At 45.6% G+C, this 20012-nt stretch carries 17 protein-coding genes; 5 read left to right on the forward strand and 12 right to left on the reverse strand.

Annotation, left to right across the window (positions count from 1 at the left end):
* Nucleotides 1–57: 57 nt before the first annotated feature.
* Nucleotides 58–1467, forward strand: coding sequence for a cryptochrome/photolyase family protein (locus tag NI470_RS04585; RefSeq protein ID WP_253147822.1), 1410 nt, complete (start codon nt 58–60; stop codon nt 1465–1467).
* Nucleotides 1468–1528: 61 nt separating this feature from the next.
* Here NI470_RS04585 and NI470_RS04590 read toward each other — a convergent pair whose 3' ends face one another.
* Nucleotides 1529–2710: an acyl-CoA dehydrogenase family protein gene (locus NI470_RS04590; RefSeq protein WP_253147823.1), complete on the reverse strand. Its 1182-nt coding sequence runs from the start codon at nt 2708–2710 to the stop codon at nt 1529–1531.
* A gap of 128 nt (nt 2711–2838) precedes the next feature.
* Entirely contained in the window at nt 2839–4785 is a 1947-nt protein-coding gene (gene acs / locus NI470_RS04595; protein WP_004647260.1) for an acetate--CoA ligase, read from the reverse strand.
* A 270-nt stretch (nt 4786–5055) separates the two neighbouring features.
* Here acs and NI470_RS04600 point away from each other — a divergent pair, with 270 nt between their 5' ends.
* Nucleotides 5056–5634 carry a DUF805 domain-containing protein gene (locus NI470_RS04600; protein WP_253147824.1) on the forward strand — a complete coding sequence of 193 codons (579 nt, stop codon included), beginning with the start codon at nt 5056–5058 and terminating at the stop codon, nt 5632–5634.
* A 106-nt stretch (nt 5635–5740) separates the two neighbouring features.
* A complete protein-coding gene (locus NI470_RS04605; protein WP_253147825.1) occupies nt 5741–6721 on the forward strand; it encodes a mechanosensitive ion channel family protein in 981 nt (326 codons plus the stop codon).
* On the opposite strand, the gene NI470_RS04610 is transcribed toward NI470_RS04605, so the two are convergent.
* The 5 genes from NI470_RS04610 to prfB all read right to left on the reverse strand — a co-directional run bounded on the left by NI470_RS04610 (nt 6695) and on the right by prfB (nt 11807).
* Nucleotides 6695–7408: a 16S rRNA (uracil(1498)-N(3))-methyltransferase gene (locus tag NI470_RS04610; RefSeq protein WP_213686539.1), complete on the reverse strand. Its 714-nt coding sequence runs from the start codon at nt 7406–7408 to the stop codon at nt 6695–6697. The two genes, NI470_RS04605 and NI470_RS04610, sit on opposite strands and share 27 nt — an antisense overlap.
* A gap of 393 nt (nt 7409–7801) precedes the next feature.
* Nucleotides 7802–9082: a 3-deoxy-D-manno-octulosonic acid transferase gene (locus tag NI470_RS04615; protein ID WP_253147826.1), complete on the reverse strand. Its 1281-nt coding sequence runs from the start codon at nt 9080–9082 to the stop codon at nt 7802–7804.
* A gap of 82 nt (nt 9083–9164) precedes the next feature.
* Nucleotides 9165–10250 carry an alkene reductase gene (locus NI470_RS04620; protein WP_004729181.1) on the reverse strand — a complete coding sequence of 362 codons (1086 nt, stop codon included), beginning with the start codon at nt 10248–10250 and terminating at the stop codon, nt 9165–9167.
* 15 nt (nt 10251–10265) lie between these two features.
* Nucleotides 10266–10565 carry an ArsR/SmtB family transcription factor gene (locus NI470_RS04625; RefSeq protein ID WP_004281346.1) on the reverse strand — a complete coding sequence of 100 codons (300 nt, stop codon included), beginning with the start codon at nt 10563–10565 and terminating at the stop codon, nt 10266–10268.
* Between the two features lie 146 nt (nt 10566–10711).
* Nucleotides 10712–11807, reverse strand: a protein-coding gene (gene prfB, locus NI470_RS04630) for a peptide chain release factor 2 (protein ID WP_101627160.1) whose coding sequence is annotated in 2 segments (ribosomal slippage) — nt 10712–11734 and nt 11736–11807 — 1095 coding nt in all. Because the reading frame shifts where the segments join, the coding sequence is not laid out codon by codon here.
* Nucleotides 11808–12307: 500 nt separating this feature from the next.
* Here prfB and NI470_RS04635 point away from each other — a divergent pair.
* Complete coding sequence (locus NI470_RS04635) at nt 12308–13087, forward strand: putative porin (RefSeq protein ID WP_253147827.1); 780 nt, start codon at nt 12308–12310, stop codon at nt 13085–13087.
* A gap of 176 nt (nt 13088–13263) precedes the next feature.
* Nucleotides 13264–14001, forward strand: coding sequence for a putative porin (locus NI470_RS04640; RefSeq protein WP_253147828.1), 738 nt, complete (start codon nt 13264–13266; stop codon nt 13999–14001).
* A 50-nt stretch (nt 14002–14051) separates the two neighbouring features.
* On the opposite strand, the gene recJ is transcribed toward NI470_RS04640, so the two are convergent.
* The 5 genes from recJ to NI470_RS04665 all read right to left on the reverse strand — a co-directional run bounded on the left by recJ (nt 14052) and on the right by NI470_RS04665 (nt 19937).
* Nucleotides 14052–15752, reverse strand: coding sequence for a single-stranded-DNA-specific exonuclease RecJ (gene recJ, locus NI470_RS04645; RefSeq protein WP_253147829.1), 1701 nt, complete (start codon nt 15750–15752; stop codon nt 14052–14054).
* Between the two features lie 2 nt (nt 15753–15754).
* Nucleotides 15755–16411 (reverse strand): pyridoxamine 5'-phosphate oxidase, encoded by a 657-nt coding sequence (pdxH, locus tag NI470_RS04650; protein ID WP_004281335.1) that lies wholly within the window; start codon nt 16409–16411, stop codon nt 15755–15757.
* A gap of 14 nt (nt 16412–16425) precedes the next feature.
* Nucleotides 16426–17757: a phosphoglucosamine mutase gene (gene glmM, locus NI470_RS04655; RefSeq protein WP_247143273.1), complete on the reverse strand. Its 1332-nt coding sequence runs from the start codon at nt 17755–17757 to the stop codon at nt 16426–16428.
* 123 nt (nt 17758–17880) lie between these two features.
* Nucleotides 17881–19347, reverse strand: coding sequence for an IMP dehydrogenase (gene guaB / locus NI470_RS04660; protein WP_004281332.1), 1467 nt, complete (start codon nt 19345–19347; stop codon nt 17881–17883).
* Between the two features lie 224 nt (nt 19348–19571).
* Nucleotides 19572–19937 (reverse strand): YkgJ family cysteine cluster protein, encoded by a 366-nt coding sequence (locus NI470_RS04665; RefSeq protein ID WP_253147830.1) that lies wholly within the window; start codon nt 19935–19937, stop codon nt 19572–19574.
* Between the last annotated feature and the right edge of the window lie 75 nt (nt 19938–20012).

Below are 20012 nucleotides of genomic sequence, written 5' to 3' on the forward strand. Positions count from 1 at the left end.
TTTAAAACCATCAATTCCTTAAAATTCTGCACTAACGACTTTCCAAGAATTTTAACAATGCAACTGATCTGGTTTCGTCAAGACCTCCGCATTCATGATCATGCCGCGCTCTGGCATGCCACCCAGCAAGGCAGCTGTATAGCAGTGATGGTGCTCTCTCCCGAACAATGGAAGCTGCATCAGGATGCCCGGATTAAAATCGATTTTTATCTGCGTCGACTCATTATCTTAAAGCAGCAGTTAGCGCAGCTGAATATTCCATTAATCATTTTAAATGTTCCCTTATGGCAAGACCTGCCGGCCGAAATGCGAAGCCTGTGCCAAAAACTTCAGATTGATACGCTACATGCCAATATTGAAGTGGGCGTGAATGAACTGCAACGTGATGCACAGGTACAGCAGATGCTGGAACAGCAGCAGATCCGGGTCGAGCTGTATCATGATCGCAGCCTGTTTCCACTGACCAGTATCCGTAACCAGTCCAATCAACCCTATCAGATCTATAGCGCATTCAAGAAAAAGTGCTATGAGCGACTGATTCAGAATATACCGGGCTGTTACCCTGACATTCAGGCTCAAGATCCGGTTGAATTACCAGACCAGTTGACCAGCTTTGATCTGCAAAAATTTGCGGCTAATTATGAAGTCGATCATGCTGCCCAGCTCTGGCCTGCGCAGGATCATACTGCCTTAGAGCTGCTCGATGATTTTATCGAGGATAAAATGGCTCACTATAAAACTGAGCGAGAGCTACCTGCAGTCGATGGTACCAGCCGCCTGTCACCGTATCTGAATATCGGTATTCTCTCGATCCGTCAATGTATGCAGACCCTGTTTAAGGACAGTTATTTCCAGATTGATGATATCGGTCAGCAGACCTGGCTGGATGAACTGCTCTGGCGCGAGTTTTATCTGCATACCCTGTTTGATTTTCCCCGTGTATCCAGGCATCGGCCTTTTAAGGAAAATACCGATAACATCCAGTGGCGCAATGCACCGGATGATTTGGCTGCCTGGCAACAAGGACAAACCGGGATTCCAATTGTCGATGCCGGCATGCGGCAAATGCGAGCCATTGGCTGGATGCATAACCGGGTACGCATGATTACTGCAATGTTCCTGTGTAAAAACCTGCTGATAGACTGGCGCTTGGGAGAACGCTGGTTTATGCAGTATCTGATTGATGGTGATCTGGCGACGAACAATGGCGGTTGGCAATGGTGTGCTTCGACCGGCATGGATGCCGTACCCTATTTCCGGATTTTTAACCCGGTCAGCCAGTCACAGAAGTTTGATCCGAATGGAGATTACATCCGTCAATGGGTGCCAGAACTGGCGCATCTGGATGCCGAAAGCATTCATGACCCCTATGCCAAAAATCTGGATCTTGAACTGGATTATCCAAAACCGATCGTGGATTTAAAAGCCTCTCGTGTAAGAGCGATTGAAGCTTTCAAGCAAATTTAAAACCAAACTTTTTCATCCAGAATAAAACAGCCTCTGATAAAGAGGCTGTTTTATTTTCAGATCAGGAATAAAAGCTTGGATCAGGCACTTTTCCAGTCAGCACCCATTCCCCCACTTCCTGATACTTATAATCGATCGGATCATGCAAGGTCTGGGTGCGGACATTACGCCAGAAACGGTCCAGATTGAGCTTGGCCGTGGTGGCCCGCGCGCCCATGACCTGAAAAATATTCTGGGTAATATAGAGAGAAGTATTGGTTGCGGCAATTTTGGCTGTGGCAATGGCAACCGAGACTTCACCGCGCTGTTCAGCATTTAAATCATTCCCAAGCTCCCAGGCTGCCTGTAAACTCTGAACTGCTTTATCTGCGAGTAAGCGTACACCTTCTAGCTGTACATAGAACTCGGCAAAATGCTTCTGGGTAAAAGGATCATTCACTGCATCGTCTGCCAGTGATTTGGACCAGGCTTTTTGGGTCTGTACACCCTGTCTGGCAATTTCAAATGCCCCTTCTGCCACGCCCAAAAACAGATGTACGAAAATCAGCTGGGCAATCAAAGGCCGTAGACTGGAATACGGCGTACTCAGTGGATCCGGATTTAACAGCAATTCATCTTCATGAATTTTGACCTGCTCAAAATGGCTGGTACCACTGTCGGTCTGGCGCTGACCCATATTGTTCCAGTCGCCCAGAAAACTCACACCCTCTCGCCGGGTAGGAATCACCCCTATCAGCAATTTTCCTGCATCGTTATAGCCTGAACACAGCAACATATCTGAATCGATCGAACCCGAGCAGAAGCTTTTATCGCCATGAAAAATATATTCGTTTTCTGAAACTTTTGTGGCTGTGGTGCGATGGTCCAGCGGATTTAGAGTATTACCCCAGAACAGATCATTTTGGGCCGTCTGTTCAAACCACGGGCCATATTGTTCCGCTTGGGAAAATAATTGCACGGTCGCAATCAGCAAATGGTGAAAGCCATAGACATGCGCCAGTGAACTGTCGACTTGGGCCATAATTTGAATGGTTTTAAAAATGGTCTGCCAATCTGCCTCCTGACCGCCGTACTGTTTTGGAATGGACAGGCCAAGCAAGCCACTCTGGCGAATCAGGTCACGCTCGGCCTTGGGATTCCCCCCCTGTTTGTCCCGCTCTGCGGCAGTCAAAGCAAAAGTTTCAGCAAGTTTCTGGGCAATATCGACAGGAGACTGATTTAAATATGGGGATTGTGCATTCATTATTTTAACTCATGTTCAGCATGGAAACAGCTTAGCAGATCAGGGTACTGACCTATATCCGAAAGCATGCAGAGCTTATGACTGATATAAAAATACCGGCAGAATGCCGGTATTGGAACCGCTTGAATTTAAACTTTATTACGCTGTACCTCTGCGATCAGATGATCCACTACTTGTGGTTCAGCGAGGGTTGAAGTATCTCCCAGACTGTCTAGCTCATCGGCTGCAATTTTTCGCAGGATCCGGCGCATGATTTTGCCAGAGCGGGTTTTTGGCAAGGCCGGTGCCCAGTGCAAGGCGTCTGGTGTGGCCACTGGCCCAAGAATCTTGCGTACCCAGCTGACCAGTTCCCCACGTAATTGATCTGAACTGGCAACATCAGCCTGCAAAGTCACAAAGGCACAAATGCCCTGACCTTTAATGTCATGCGGCATACCCACTACAGCGGCCTCAGCCACCGATTCATGCGCCACCAGTGCACTTTCAATTTCTGCCGTACCTAGACGATGTCCGGACACATTCAGGACATCATCGACACGACCGGTAATCCAGTAATAACCATCTTTATCGCGACGCGCCCCATCTCCGGTAAAATAAGTACCGGGATAGGTAGAGAAATAAGCTTCAATAAAACGCTCCGGGTCTCCCCAAATGGTACGCATCTGACCCGGCCAGGAATCCTTAATCACCAGATTTCCCTCAGCTTCACCCTCCAGTTCCTTGCCATCGGCATCGACAATAGCCGGTTGTACCCCGAAGAAAGGCCGTGTCGCAGAACCCGGTTTTAAATCAGTCGCACCCGGCAATGGTGTAATCATGAAACCGCCTGTTTCGGTTTGCCACCAGGTATCGATGACGGGACAGCGGCTTTCACCGACCACGGTGTAGTACCAGTTCCAGGCTTCCGGATTAATTGGCTCACCGACTGAACCTAAAATTCTCAGGCTACTGCGATCACTTTCCCGCACAAAAGCATCGCCCTCACGCATCATGGCGCGGATCGCGGTCGGTGCAGTGTAGAGAATGGTGACGTTATGCTTATCGACAATATGTCCGGTACGCGCCCAGCTTGGATATTGCGGTACACCTTCAAACATCACAGTGGTGGTCCCATTCGAAAGTGGCCCATACAGCACATAGGAATGTCCAGTGATCCAGCCGACATCTGCGGTACACCAGAACACATCATCCTGCTTGATATCAAACGCTTCACGGAAGGTGCAATTCACATAGGTCAGATAACCGCCAGTGGTATGCATCACGCCCTTGGGCTTGCCGGTGGAACCTGAGGTATACAGGATAAACAGCGGATCTTCGGCATTCATCGGTTCGGGTGGACAGATGTCATTCACTGACATAATTTCCGTGTGATACCACAGATCACGTCCTTCCTGCATTTCAATTGGGTTACCGGTGCGGTGTACCACCATTACATTTTGAATCGAGTCTGTACCCGCCAGTTTCAGTGCTTCATCGACATTAGCTTTCAGTGGAATGGCCTTACCGCCGCGCATGCCGGAATCCGCAGTAATCACCATTTTCGCCTGACAGTCTTCAATCCGGCTGGCCAAAGAATCTGGCGAGAAACCACCAAATACCACGCAATGCACCGCCCCGATCCGGGCACAGGCCAACATAGCAATCGCAGCTTCAGAAACCATCGGCATATACAGCATGACCCGGTCGCCTTTCTGGATGCCATTTTTCTTCAGCACATTGGCAAAACGGCAGGTTTCATCATGCAGCTCGGCAAAGGAAATAATCTTGTGCCGCGAAGGATGATCCCCTTCCCAGATGATGGCCGGTTTATAAGGATGTTCTTTCAGGTGCCGATCCAGACAGTTGGCGCTGACATTGAGCTGACCATCGGCAAACCATTCGATTTTAAAATCGTCTTTGTTAAAGCTGGTATTTTTGACTTGGGTAAAGGGCTTGATCCAGTCCAGACGTTGCGCCTGTTCTGCCCAAAATTTATCTGGCTGTTCTATAGAATATTGATAACGTTCAAAGTACTGGTCTTCGAGCGTACGTGCTGTTTTTTTAAATTCTTCGGGTACTGGATAGATCTCTTGCATAGGTCACTTCCTTGATTTTGTTCTATCTCATCACGAGAGGTTAATGCTGCGTTGCTGATTGTTTTTTATGCATAATGGCAGTATGGCCTGCTTATTTCGAATCCGGCAATCATGCTTTCGTCGTAGATTATTTATACAAATTCAATCAAAATAAACCACAACTTACAGTACAGAATCTTCTGCGCAACTGTGTATGATCTGTAGCACAGCCCTTTAAAAATAAAATTGATCGCTTGTAGTTATTTCATCTGATTTAGCAGGATACACTTTATGAAATCGCCTGAATCTCCCTACTTTAACCCGCCTGCGCTGCCTGCAACCGATCATCCCCTGTCGATGAAAGGTCGCTTCGGGCGCTTGAGCTTTATTGCCTGGTCGGCATTTCTGTATTTCATTTTTTTATTTGGCAGTATCGCACTGGGTCTCAGCATTGATATTGTGAATATTTCTACCCATTCCCTAGATCCCAACTGGCTGATTTCACTGCAAGGCTTGGCCAGTATTGTTGTACTGGCCATGGTTCTGGTCTATGTGTATTTCGCTTTAGTGGTGACCGTTCGCCGTTTGCATGATATGAACCGCAGTGGCTGGTGGGCGCTATTATTTTTGCTGCCGCTAGTAAACATTTTTGTATGGCTTTATATCATTTTTGGTTCGGGCGATCGAGGCACTAATCAGTATGGCCCGGCACGGATGACCTTGCTCTGGGAAAAAATTCTGGCCTGGCTGATGATTATCCTGACCCTGCTTAGCCTGTTGGGATCTATCGCTTTATTCAGTTATATGAGCGGTGAAGAACAAACACCTACCCCCACGGAAATGATGCAAAAAACCACCAAATACTTTTAACAACAGCGCCGTTATTTTTAAAATTATCCAATGGTGACTTCGAGCCCTTATTAATTTTTTGCTGAACATCAGGCAAAATAGGCAAAATTTGAATTGTGGAATTTTTGTGGCAGAGCAAAACAATACCTTAAGCCAGGTAACTGAGGGCACCACGGAGTTGTTACATCAGGCAACTGAAAAAACGACCAAGACCGTGATTGAACATACCGCCAAGTATAATGATGCCTACAGCACCATTGACAAGATCATGGAAGGTTTCTGGGAGCGTGTGCCTTATTTCTGTATCGCACTGATCGTGATTACGATTTTCTGGTTACTCTCCAAAGTCTTCAAGTTTTTCGTACGTAAAACTTTGGAAAACCGTTCTTATACCCGCCAGAATCTGGTATTGGTCCTCAACCGTGTCGGCAGTACCTTCATTATTTTCTTTGGTATTCTGATTGGACTGGTGATTGCGGTTCCTGGCTTTACCCCGGGTCAGCTGATGAGTGCCCTCGGAATTGGTTCGGTCGCGATCGGTTTTGCCTTCAAGGATATTTTCCAGAACCTGCTCTCTGGTGTGCTGATTCTTCTCAGTGAACCGTTCAAGATTGGCGACGATATTATCGTGAATGGCATGGAAGGTACCGTTGAAGATATCCAGATTCGTGCGACCTTTTTACGCTCACCAGATGGCCGCCGTATCGTGATTCCAAATGCCACGGTCTACACCAGTGCGGTCACAGTCAATACCGCCTATACCCGTCGCCGCTGCGAATTCGTGGTGGGGATCGGCTATGAAGATGACATCCAGAAAGCCAAGGACCTGATCACCGCTATTTTAGATAAAGATCCAACCATCCTGAGCCAGCCAGGCTTTAGTGTCAACGTAACGGCACTGGCTGACTTTTCTATTACCCTAAAAGCTTTCTGGTGGGTCGATACCACTGAAACCGGCACCGGAACTTCAATCAGTGCGGTGCAGGAACGGGTGATTCAGGCTTTTGCCGAGCATCATATTTCAATTCCGTATCCGGTACAGGAAGTCAAAGTCTATCGTGGCGAAGGCAATGAAGAAGCTTCAGCACGTGCTAAACAGTCGACCTAAAACATAAGGAATCACAGTTTCTGTACGAATAATACGGTTGCCCAGACTCACAGCTTGGCAGCCGTTTTTGATGAGTAAATCAACTTCATATGGAATAAATCCACCCTCCGGACCAATAACAATCGTACAGGGATGCTCAATCGCAAACGGCATCGCTTGCTCTGCATAAGGATGTGCCACATAAGCCGGACCATCCGCACTAATCAAACCCGGCAAGATATCTTCAACAAAGGGTTTAAAGCGTTTATACAGCTCGATTTTCGGAGCAACCGTATCCCCGGCCTGTTCCAGTCCCAACTCGATATAATGATTTAACTGCTGTAAAAATGGAGTTTGCCAATAGCTTTTATCGACACGATAGCTATGCAGTAAAATGATTTTTTCAACGCCCAAGGTTACACTGTCCATGATCAGACGGCGCAGCACTTTCGGACGTGGCAAGGCCACAATTAAAGTCACTGGCAATTTTTCTGGAACAGCTTCTTCTTGCAGCGGTTTCAAGCGCACTGCTTTTTCAGAGATTTCGACAATCTCAGTCAGGTAACGCAGACCTTCCCGAATTCCGACTTTTAACGTATCTCCCACCTGGATCTGCAAATGCTGCTGTAAATGTTCCAGTTGCCGAGTTGAGGTAATGGACCAAAGTTCAGTTTCGGTTTGACGTGAATCAAGCAGGATGATGTTCATAAAAAAGAAGACCAAAAAAATATGATATATCCCTCTATTGGCTAGAGGGTGGCGACAGGGATGTCGCCTGCAGTGCTGAGGGACAGGACGTCCCTTCAGCACTGCAAAAGGCTTTTGTTACTTTTGGCCCGACAAAAGTAAGATACTGCCTACGCTATAAAAAATATATTCTGTACCTCATCAAAAGGCCGTGATTGCCCTTTGAATTGATTTAACATCGCCTCAAATCATAATTAGATCAAATTATTATTGTATAGGCCTTCCCTACTTTTGACAGCGCAAAAGTAGGCAAAACGCTTTTGTTAGGTTGATGATACTTCCCTGTATCATCAGCCTAACGACGGCATCCCTGCCGTCTTGGTAAATCCAATATCTGTTACTTATCAAGGTAAATTAAAGATACTGATCAATCACCTGAATATGCTTGGCAAGCGATCCTGTATTTAACTGCATAATTTGCTGCGCTGCCGCATTCAAGTTTTCCGCCTTAACCTGATCTTGCAAAAGTTCCAGTAATACTTCTGCAGCCTGCTGGGCATTCTGTACTACTGCGACTGCATCCGATTGAACAAACTCATCCACGATGGTCTGAAAATTAAAATAGTTTTTGCCTAAAACAGTCGGCACATTCAACGCAATCGGCTCCAGAATATTATGTCCACCACCTGGCTCATTTAAAGAACCACCGACATAACAGGCCTGGCTCAAAGCATACCAGAGCCACATTTCACCCATCGAATCGGCCAGATAAACCTGGGTATCTGCTTCGATACGTTGCCCTAGACTACGACGCTGGATTTTTAATCCCAAAGACTGTGCGGCCTGAAATACCTCATCAAAACGTTCCGGATGACGCGGCACTACAATACAGACCAACTTGGGATCAGCCTCTAAAGCAACTTTTAAAGTACTCAGAATTTCTTTTTCTTCAGGAGCATGAGTACTGGCCAATGTGATAACTTTACGACCTGATAACTGCCACTCCTGTTTCAACTGACCTGCCTGCTGGATAAATTGCTCGGGTGCAGTAATATCAAATTTGATATTGCCCAAAACCTGTGTTTTTTCGGCTACGATTCCCAACTGGATATAACGTTGCTGGGTGGCAATGTCCTGTGCCAAAAGCTGGGTTAACTGCTGTAGCATGCCTCTAGTCAGACCTTTGACCTTGGCATAGCCTTTGGCAGATTTTTCAGACAGACGCGCATTCAACAATACACTTGGTACATTGAACTGAGGTGCCTGCTCCAGCAGATTCGGCCAAAGTTCGGTTTCCATGAGCAATAAAAGTTTCGGCTGATATTTTTGATAAAACTTATAAATTAAAGTTTTCTGGTCAGCAGGCAAATACACGGCCTGAAATAAGTCTAAGTAAGGTGGTTTTAAGAAGAGGGATTTAGCGCGTGCCTGACCGGTTTTGGTGGTATTGGTGACCAACACCGGATGGCCAAGTTTTAAATAATGTTCAATTAACGGTTGAGCCGCATTGGTTTCACCCACCGACACTACATGAAACCAGATGGCATGCAGGTTTTTGGGTGGCTGAAACGGGCCAAAACGTTCTGTCAGTTCTTGTTGTAATTGTTCAGGATCGGTCGCACGTTTACGGATACGCGATTGATATAAGGGTTTAACCAGCGCCAAGGCTGCGTTATACCAAAATGGAGTGGCCACATTGCGCCCCTGTCCAAAGATTCAATGGGCAGAATATAGCAGAGCCACATCAACATGTTAATCAATGTGACTCATTTTTAGATTATTCTACTGTAGTTAAAGCTTCTGCTTCAGCCAATGTCGGATAATCAATATAGCCTTCCGCGACATTGGTTCCGATCATATTTTCCAGCTTCAGTTCATTGAGCGGCGCATCTTCGAGCAGACGTTCGTATAGATCCGGATTGGCAATATACGCCTTACCAAAAGCCACCGCATCAGCCTTGCCTGAAGCCAGTAATTCAATGGCATCTTCACGACTTAGTTGCATATTGGCAATATAAGGCACTCCATTTGAGCGCTGTTTCATATATTCAGAAATACTGTCTTCTGCCAGATATTCACGGGTAAAGAAGAAGGCAATCTTGCGCTTACCCAGCTGCTCCATGGCATAGCCAAATGTTTCACGTGGATCATTGTCGCCCATGTCATGGTCATCACAACGCGGCGCAAAATGCACCCCTACACGATCTGCGCCCCATACTTCAATCAGTGCATCAGTTGCTTCTAGCAGGAAACGTGTACGATTTTCCACTGAACCGCCGTATTCATCTTCACGCTGATTGGTTTTGCTTTGCAAGAACTGGTCAATCAGATAACCATTGGCAGCATGTAATTCAACACCATCAAAACCGGCTTCTTTAGCACGAATCGCGGCTTGCTTATATTGCTCGGTAATGGCATGAATTTCCGAAATTTCCAGCGGACGCGGCAACACATAAGGACGTTTTGGACGTAACAAGCTGACATGACCCGCCTGTTGTACTGCACTTGCAGAGACTGGTGTTTCACCATTTAACAGATCCGGATGCGATACACGACCAACATGCCAAAGCTGGGCAACAATCAGACCGCCCTTCTCATGAACCGCTTGAGTAACCTTTTTCCAGCCTTCGACCTGAGCATCGGTAAACAATCCTGGAGTATTTAAATAGCCATTGGCTTCTTCAGAAATCACTGTGGCTTCAGAAATAATCAGGCCAGCACTTGCACGTTGCGCATAGTACTCAACCATCATTGGGGTTGGAACGCGATCAGCAGTTGCGCGGTTACGGGTAAGCGGCGCCATGATGACACGGTTTTTAAGCTCTAACGCACCGAGCGTTAAAGGAGAATTTAATTCAGCCATCGTTACTCCCACCTGTTAAAGGTGTTGTTGTAGGTGTTCGATAAATTGTTGAATCAAAGTTTCATTGCGGGAGAAATATGACCACTGTCCATGCTTGGTCGCAGTGATCAGGCCAGTCTGCTGTAATACAGACAAATGATTGGACATGGTGGACTGGGAAACCTGGCCCAAACGTTCAATTTGACCTGCACAGACCCCACGTTGAAAGCCACCACACTCTTCCGCAGACAGATATTGCTCCGGAGATTTTAACCACTCCAGAATTTGTCGACGGGTCGGATTGGCTAAGGCTTTAAAAATTAGATCAAGGTCCATAGGCACATCACAATCAGTGGCGCAACGAAACTTTATTCAGCATCTGCGACCATTATATCGTATTTTTTCGATTTATATATCGAAAATTTTAGATATAATAATCACAATCTGCACAAGCTTTGTTACGCCAGCTTTTAAACGATTTCTTACAGGCCCTGTTTCAGGCTTGCTTCGATAAATTTGTCCAGATCACCGTCCAGAACTGCGCCAGTATTGGAATTTTCCACACCTGTACGCAAATCCTTAATACGTGAATCATCCAGGACATAAGAACGGATCTGACTACCCCACCCAATGTCAGACTTGGAATCTTCCAGTGCTTGTGCCGCTTCGTTACGTTTGCTCATCTCGAGCTCATAAAGTTTGGCACGTAACTGCTTCCAGGCGTGGTCACGGTTGGCATGTTGTGAACGCTGGTTCTGACAGGCCACCACAATTCCGGTCGGTGCATGGGTTAAACGCACGGCAGAATCTGTTTTGTTAATATGCTGACCACCCGCCCCTGATGCACGATAAGTATCGGTACGAACATCGGACGGATTGATTTCAATTTCGATATTGTCATCAACTTCCGGTGACACAAACACGGCAGAGAACGAGGTATGACGACGGTTGCCCGAGTCAAAGGGCGACTTACGCACTAAACGGTGTACACCAGATTCGGTACGTAACCAGCCATAGGCGTACTCACCTTCCACACGAATCGTCGCAGATTTAATCCCGGCAACATCCCCATCAGATTCTTCCATCACTTCTGCTTTAAAGCCATGACGTTCAATCCAGCGTAGATACATACGTAGCAACATAGACGCCCAGTCCTGTGCTTCTGTACCGCCTGAACCAGCTTGAATTTCCAGATAGCAAGGATTTGGATCCATCGGATTATTGAACATACGGCGGAATTCAAGCTTGGCCAGTTCTTCTTCAGCCGTGCTCAGTTCAGCCTGTACATCTTCTAGCAAGCTTTCATCATCCGCTTCAACCGCCAGATCAAGCAAAGCCTGTGCATCTTCAAGCTGGGTACTTAAGCGATCCAGCACATTTAATACATTTTCAAGCTCGCCTTTCTCTTTGGCCATCGCTTGGGCACGACTCTGGTCATTCCAGATGGTTGGATCTTCTAATTCACGCAGGACTTCTTCTAAACGCTCTTTTTTCAGATCGTAGTCAAAGATACCCCCGTAGTGTTTGACCACGTTCGTTTAAGTCTTTTAATTGGTTTAGATACGGATTAATTTCCACGTGAATTACTCTCAATCAAAATTAGGCACAAAATTCTTAGCCCGATATTATAGCACAGTCTATTTCCGCTATTTTAACGATCCATTCAGTCTAAAGCTCGAATATCTTGAGCATTTAGACCTGTATTTCCCTCATCCAATTTTCAACATCTCATAGACTCTTTTGCGTCTTTTTATCCGAAATTTTTATCGGCTTTTTAGCCCCGTTTTATGACCGAAATATAATTTTGCAATTGATTTTATAATTTAGGATTTCTTATTGGTCTGTATAAAAAATCAGCGAATTCAATAGATTCCACAATATCTACACACTTTTAATAAAACACTACATTATAAATTTAATTTTATTATTCAGTCACTTGTTCAGCAAAAATTACACAAGATTACGCTATTCACATTACTGTAACTTTCCTTTGATTGACGATCTTTGGAATTGCTCTAGACTGAAAGTTGTAACAAAAAGTGTAATGTTTTTAACTCACGATTTGAGGGGTAGTAACCATGAAAAAATTAGCGATTGCTTCGGCACTACTTTCAGCAATAGCAATGACTGGTACAGCAGCACATGCTTACCAAGCAGAAATTGGTGCATCAGCAGGAGTGGTTGATCCTGACAACGGTGGAACTAGCGGTTCTTTCGGCGTTGATGGTACATATTACTTCAATCCAGTTCAAACCCGTAATGCACCATTAGCAGAAGCAGCATTCCTTGATCGTGCTAGCAACGTAAATGCTCATTATCAATATAATGAAATTGGCGATAATGAAGCGCATCAATATGGCGTAGGTGCAGAGTACTTCGTTCCAAATTCTGACTTCTACTTAAGCGGTAATGTGAATGGTCATGATCTGCAAGACAACAATAATGTTGATAATGACTTAACGACTTACGGTGCAGAAGTTGGTTATCTGCCAGCGCCAGGTCTATTGATTGCCGCAGGTGTAAAAGGTTGGGATAACGATCGTGATGACGGTGTAGATCCAACATTGCGTGCTAAATATGTAACTACACTTAGTAACGGTAAAGACATCAACCTGGAAGCAGGTGCAGCATTTGGTGATCTAGATGAATACAATCTGGCAGCAGATTACTTCATTGATAAAACCTTCAGTGTTGGTGTCGACTACCAAGACAATGATCTGAGAAATCAAAATGAATTCGGTGTAAGCGCTCGTAAATTCATTAATCAGCAAGTCAGCCTCGAAGGTCGAGTAGGCTTTGGTGAAGCAGGTAACAATGACTACAATAAATTTGGTGTAGCAGCGAAATACCGCTTCTAATCTAAAACCACAAATTAATTATTCATAAAAAAACCCATCCTCGGATGGGTTTTTTATTGCACTCTTAACAAGCATTTAGGTATTTTTTGCACATTGACGGGGCGAATATAAGCTGTACAATTTGTTACAACTGTTCATCAAACAGTCATATTTTTATAACAAAGAGAGAAATCTAAATGCTTAAGAAACTTGCTCTTGCTACAGCGCTTCTTGCTGGCCTGGGAACTGCACACGCTTACCAAACTGAAGTTGGGGCTTCTATTGATCTTATTGATCGTGACCAAGGTGGTTCAGATGTAGGTTTTGCTATCGATGGGACTTACTACTTCAACTCGGTCCAAGTCAAAAATTCGCCTTTGAATGAAGCTGCATTTTTAAACCGTGCCAGCAATGTGAATGGTGTATTAAGCTATCAAGATGATTCAGACACGTTTGGCATTGGTGCTGGTATTGAATATTTTGTTCCAAATTCAGACTTTTATTTAAGTGGTAATATTGCTCATTTTGATAATGACGCTGGTGACATAACTGGTTACGCTGCTGAAGCGGGTTATTTACCTGTTCCTGGCTTATTAGTAGCACTTGGTCTTGTAGGTATTTCTGAAGACAATGCAGACGATGAAATTGATCCAACTTTACGTGCTAAATATGTAACACAAGTCGGTCAATATGATATGAACTTCGAAGGTGGTGCAAGTTTTGGTGACATCGATGCTTATAACCTAGGTGCGGATTTATATCTCGATAAAACTTTCAGTGTTGGCTTAGGATTCTCTGACTCAGATCTAGAAGGTAATGATGTTTTTACTATTCGTGCCAAGAAATTCTTTAATCAACAAGTTAGCTTAGAAGGTTCGATTAATTTTGCTGATAATGCTGATACCTTTGGCGTACGTGGTGCATATCGCTTCTAATCTCTCCGATTAAAAGCAAAAAACCGCTCACTCGAGCGGTTTTTTATGACCTATTGTTCTAAATGAATAATCCGCATCTGCAAGCTGACATTGCCATTAAAGATATTTTTATCCAGCTCATAGACCAAGCGCGTATCTTTCATCGGGTCAAAGTCATATTTATCCGCTGCATTGAAGGCGATCGCATCCACGACCTGACCATTCTCCAAAGCCACGCGCAATTTCAGATGCACGTCTTTGAGCCAGCGATAGTCCATAATTTTGAACACACCGTCAAAAATCGGCTGGGGAAATTTTTGTCCCCATGGACTTAAATTCTGTAATAAATCGACTGTTTCAATGTGAAAAGCAGAAGCTGGCAGCTCTCCATCTGTCCATAAAGTCGCAGTGAATAAATCCTCGTCCATCGCACCAACAAGTGCTTCAAAAACCTGCTTAAACTCAGCGAAATTTTCTTTTTTCAGGGTTAAACCGGCTGCTGCTGCATGTCCGCCAAAATGACTGACTAAATGGGGATATTGCTCCGCCACCTGTTCAATCGCATCACGAATATGAATACCTTCAATCGAACGCGCCGAGCCTTTGATATGAATCCCATCCTGATCCGCGGCAAAGACAATACTCGGACGATGAAACTGCTCTTTCAAACGCCCTGCCACAATTCCAATTACCCCCTGATGCCAATGCTGTTCAAACATGATCAGCGCAGCAGGCAATTGGGTTGCATCCCACTGAATTTTATCCAGCTCAAGCAAGGCTTCCTGCTTGATTTTGCCTTCCACCTGACGGCGCTCGACATTGAGCTGATTCAGCTGTTCAGCCAATGGATAGGCCGTTGCCAGATCAGGAGCCAGCAGACATTCGATGCCGATGTCCATGGTCTCCATGCGTCCAGCTGCATTAATCCGCGGGCCTAGCACAAAGCCCAAATCCTGAGCTTTCAGACCAGCAGGATCACGCTTTGCAATATCAAGTAGCGCACTGATTCCTGCTCGGCATAACCCTTGCTGGATCCGTTTCAACCCTGCATCGACCAGAATCCGGTTGTTATAGTCCAGACTCGCGACATCGGCATAAGTACCGAGTGCCACCAGATCAAGATAATTGGTAATTACCGTAGAGGATTTTTCAAGTTTCTTGCGATGGGTAGACAGATTGGCCAGTATATAAAAAGCCACCCCGACCCCAGCCAGTGCTTTGCTTGGAAAGTCGCAACCGAGCTGATTGGGATTGACCACGGCTTCGGCTTTTGGTGTCGGCTTGGTCGTCAGATGGTGATCAGTAATGATCACCTGCATGCCATGATCCTGCGCCTGTTTTACTCCGTCATGGCTGGAAATGCCATTGTCCACGGTAATCAGTAAATCAGGCGTGAAATTGACAAAGGCCAGATCTGCAATTGCGGGCGTCAATCCATACCCATATTTAAAACGGTCTGGTACCAGATATTCAACATTGGCGCCCATATCACGCAGTGCCAGCACCATGAGTGCAGTACTGGTCGCGCCATCGGCATCATAATCGCCGACAATCACGATTTTCTGGCCATGATCAATCGCCTGATCCATCAATTGAATGGCTTCAGGCAAGCCTTTCATGGTCGGTGCCAGCAAATGCTTCAGCTTGAGCTCAAGTTCCTGCTCGGATTCCACCCCACGACGAGCCAGAATCTCGGCCACAAATGCAGGGACGCCCGGTAAATTTTCAGGGCGTGTCAGCAATGGACGTTGTTTGATTTCCAGTTTTTGCATGGTTATGGCATTAAGCGCTCTAAAGTCCAGCCGGCATCGGTTTTGCGATAACTTAAACGGTCATGCAAACGGTTCGGACGACCCTGCCAGAATTCATAATAATCGGGTTCGAGACGATAACCGCCCCAGAATACCGGCTTGTCCAGCTGTTGCTGATTGGCAACCTGGGTATGCAAATCCCAAAAACGTTGCTGCAATTCCTCACGACTAGCCACGATGCCACTTTGCGGGGTACTGATATGCGCGGCAATCTGGCTTTCGCGTGGACGTTTATGATAATAGTCGGTCGATTCTTCTTCCGATATTTTCTTTACACGACCCGAAATACGAATCTGACGTTCCTGATCCTGCCAGTAGAACAACAGTTCGGCATAAGGATTTTTAGCCAGATCTAAACCTTTTTGACTATCATAGTTGGTATAAAAATCATACCCTGCGTCAGTCGCTCCACGCAGCAATACCGTACGCACATGCGGACGGCCTTGTGCATTGGCTGTTGCCAACGACATGGCATAGGGCTCGTGCAATTTTGCTTCCAGTGCATGGTTAAACCATTGCAAGAACTGCATATGCGGATTCGGATTGACTTGCTGTTCCTGTAACTCGCCTTTTTCATAATTCAGGCGTAGTTCACTTAGATCCTTGATCAGATCACTCATTATCTATGTTCCCGTTAAGCTGCATTGGCACGCACAGCATCTGCCAGGCTGTTTGCAAGTGTGGTAACTTCGACCAGATCATCACCTTCGACCATCACACGAATGACAGGTTCTGTGCCGGATTTACGAATCAATAAACGGCCACGACCTTTAAGCTGCTGTTCGGCTTTTTCAAATTCAGCTGCCAGTTCAGGCACTGAATAAGGATCAAACATGGCATTTAAACGTACATTGACCAGGACATTTGGCAACAGTTTAAAGTCAGCCACAAGTTCATGCAGGGCTTTTTTCTGTTCAACCATCACGGTTAAAACCTGCAGGGCTGCAATAATGGCATCGCCTGTGGTGCTCTTGTCTAAAGTCAGAATATGACCAGAAGGCTCACCGCCAATTACCCAGCCATTTTCTTCCAGACCTTGTAATACATAACGGTCGCCGACTTTGGCACGTAATAACGGCACTTGAGCTTTTTCCAGCGCCAGTTCCAGCGCCATATTGCTCATTAAGGTACCGACGATACCTGCCGGTTTTTTCGAGCTTTGAGTCGCAAGAATATAAAGAATATGGTCGCCATCAATCAGATTACCGGCTTTATCTACGAGAACCACACGGTCAGCATCCCCATCAAAGGCAATACCCAAATCCGCTTGATGTTGAATCACGGCTTGTTGCAAGCTTTCCGGATGGGTTGAACCACAGCCCTCATTAATATTCAAACCGCTTGGCTCATTGTGAATGGCAATCACACGTGCGCCCAGTTCACGGAACACCGCAGGTCCCACGTTATAGGCTGCACCATTGGCACAATCCACCACAATGGTAAGTTCATTCAGATCCAGATGATACGGGAACGTCGATTTACAGAATTCAATATAGCGACCATTAGCATCTTTAACCCGGATACTTTTACCCAGATTCGCCGTGTCTTCAATCACAAAATCTTTTTCAAGCTCCTGATTAATTTCGTCTTGTAAAGCATCTGGCAGTTTTTTGCCTTCTGCAGAGAAGAACTTAATGCCGTTATCAAAATACGGGTTATGCGAAGCGGAAATGACAATACCCAAGCTGGCATGCAAGGCACGGGTCAAGTGAGCAATCGCCGGTGTCGGTAGTGGACCTAAAAGATGAACATAAACGCCGGCGGCATTTAAACCTGCCTGCAAGGCAGCTTCCAGGATATAGCCCGACAAACGGGTATCTTTACCCAGAACCACCAATGGTTTGGATTTTTTACTATGGCGTTTTAAAACTTTACCGGCTGCAAATCCCAGCTTCAGGGCAAACTCAGGGGTAATCGGCAATTCGCCAAACTTTCCACGAATACCATCCGTACCAAAATAACTCATCTTTATCTCACTTCTTAGCGGATGATTGATATCACCCATTTTTTTCCTTGAGTCACACTTTACACCAAAATAAAAAAGCCGTCATTTGCATGACGGCTTTTTAAAATTTTAAATCACAGGAAATTAACCCACGCGATAGTTTGGTGCTTCTTTGGTAATGGTCACATCATGTACATGCGACTCAGACATACCGGCAGAAGTGATTTTCACAAACTTGGCATTCTGACGCAGGTCTTCAATCGTCGCAGAACCGGTATAACCCATTGAAGAACGTAGGCCGCCCATCATCTGATGTACGATATTGCCCATTGGGCCTTTGTACGGTACACGACCTTCAATACCTTCAGGAACCAGTTTCTCAGCACCGGCCTTAGAGTCCTGGAAGTAACGGTCAGCAGAACCTGTTGCACCCGCCATCGCGCCCAATGAACCCATACCACGATAGGCTTTGTAGTAACGGCCCTGGAAGAATTCAACTTCGCCTGGTGCTTCTTCAGTACCAGCCATCAATGAACCAACCATAATCGTGCTTGCGCCCGCACCAATCGCTTTAGCCATATCGCCAGAGAAACGGATACCGCCATCTGCGATTAAAGGAATCTGATCTTTCAGTGCATTGGCAACAGAATCAATTGCAGAGATTTGTGGCATACCAATACCCGCCACAATACGTGTGGTACAGATTGAGCCAGGACCAATACCAACTTTAACGGCATCCGCACCCGCATCAAGTAACGCCAGCGCAGCATCACCTGTTGCGATGTTACCGCCAATCACCTGAACTTGTGGATAGTTAGCTTTCACCCAACGTACGCGTTCGATTACACCCGCAGAATGGCCATGTGCAGTATCAACTACAATCACGTCCACACCTGCATCAACCAAGGCTTCTACGCGGCTTGGCGTTTCTGCACCAGTACCAACCGCAGCACCAACACGCAGACGACCTAGATCATCTTTACAGCTGTTTGGATACAATTCAGCTTTACGGAAATCGGTTACCGTAATTAAGCCTTTCAGCTCTTGCTGATCGTTGACCACCAATACTTTTTCAATACGGTGCTGTTGCAATAAAGCTTGGATATTTTCTTTCGATTCGCCTTCACGAACTGTCACCAGACGATCCTGACCAGTCATGATATTGCTGACTGGCTGCTCAAGATTGGTTTCAAAGCGTGTATCACGACCGGTCACGATACCCACCACTTTGCCATCTTTCACAACGGGTACACCACTGATATTGTTGGCTTGAGTCAACGCAATCAGTTCACGTACTGTGGTTTCAGGAGTGACTGTAATCGGGTCTTTGACCATACCCGCTTCGAATTTTTTCACACGGCGCACTTCTGCAGCCTGAACCGCGATATCCATGTTCTTGTGCAAAATACCGATACCACCATTTTGCGCCATTGCAATTGCCATACGGGACTCAGTCACCGTATCCATTGCTGCAGACACAAGAGGAATATTCAGGTTAATGCCACGAGTTAAACGTGTCTTTAGGGAGACATCTTTTGGAAGAACAGTAGAATAGGCAGGGAGTAATAGGACATCATCGAAGGTTAACGCGTCTTGAACGATGGTCAACATAACAGTCTCACTGGTAATTTCCGTGCACTATTATAAACAAATATCGGCTTAAATTTCATTGCAATTGCAAAATTATTTTTTTATTCAAGCTTTGTACACGCAGATCTATGTGGGTACTAAAACAGTATCAATAATACCTCTGATAATGAAGTTCCCTATTTTAAATATACCCCGATCATTTTAATGGAGTGAAAAGCAGAGCCTAAGCTCTGCTTTGGGTGGATTTAGCTGACATATTCAAAACTGTCATCATTGTCGGCTTTATCAGTTTCAATCTGGACAAAGGGCAACATATTGTGTGCTACACGTGCCTTATTGCATTGCTCATCGGCAATCTGCACTTCTTTGCAGGATGAACTGCGCTGCTCATACATGCCGCAGCTCACCTGCTGGCCGATGGTACCATCAAGTGCGATACAGCGTGGATTTTTTTGATTGGTTCCAGCCATACATGAATAGACTGCTGTCACAGGTTCGGTATAGTGCTCAGGCATATGAATACCTTCAGCCCAATAGAACGAAACCCTGAAATAGGCGCAGCACGCCCCGCAGCTTAAACACGCATCCGGTTTTGGAACTTGAGACAACATTTCTTATAAGTTCTCGTCATCAAAAAAAAGTTTTTTGGAGAAGAAATATAAAAAATGTTGTTTTTCCACACAAGA

The organism is Acinetobacter lwoffii (assembly GCF_024129115.1).
Taxonomy (GTDB): Bacteria; Pseudomonadota; Gammaproteobacteria; order Pseudomonadales; family Moraxellaceae; genus Acinetobacter; species Acinetobacter lwoffii_T.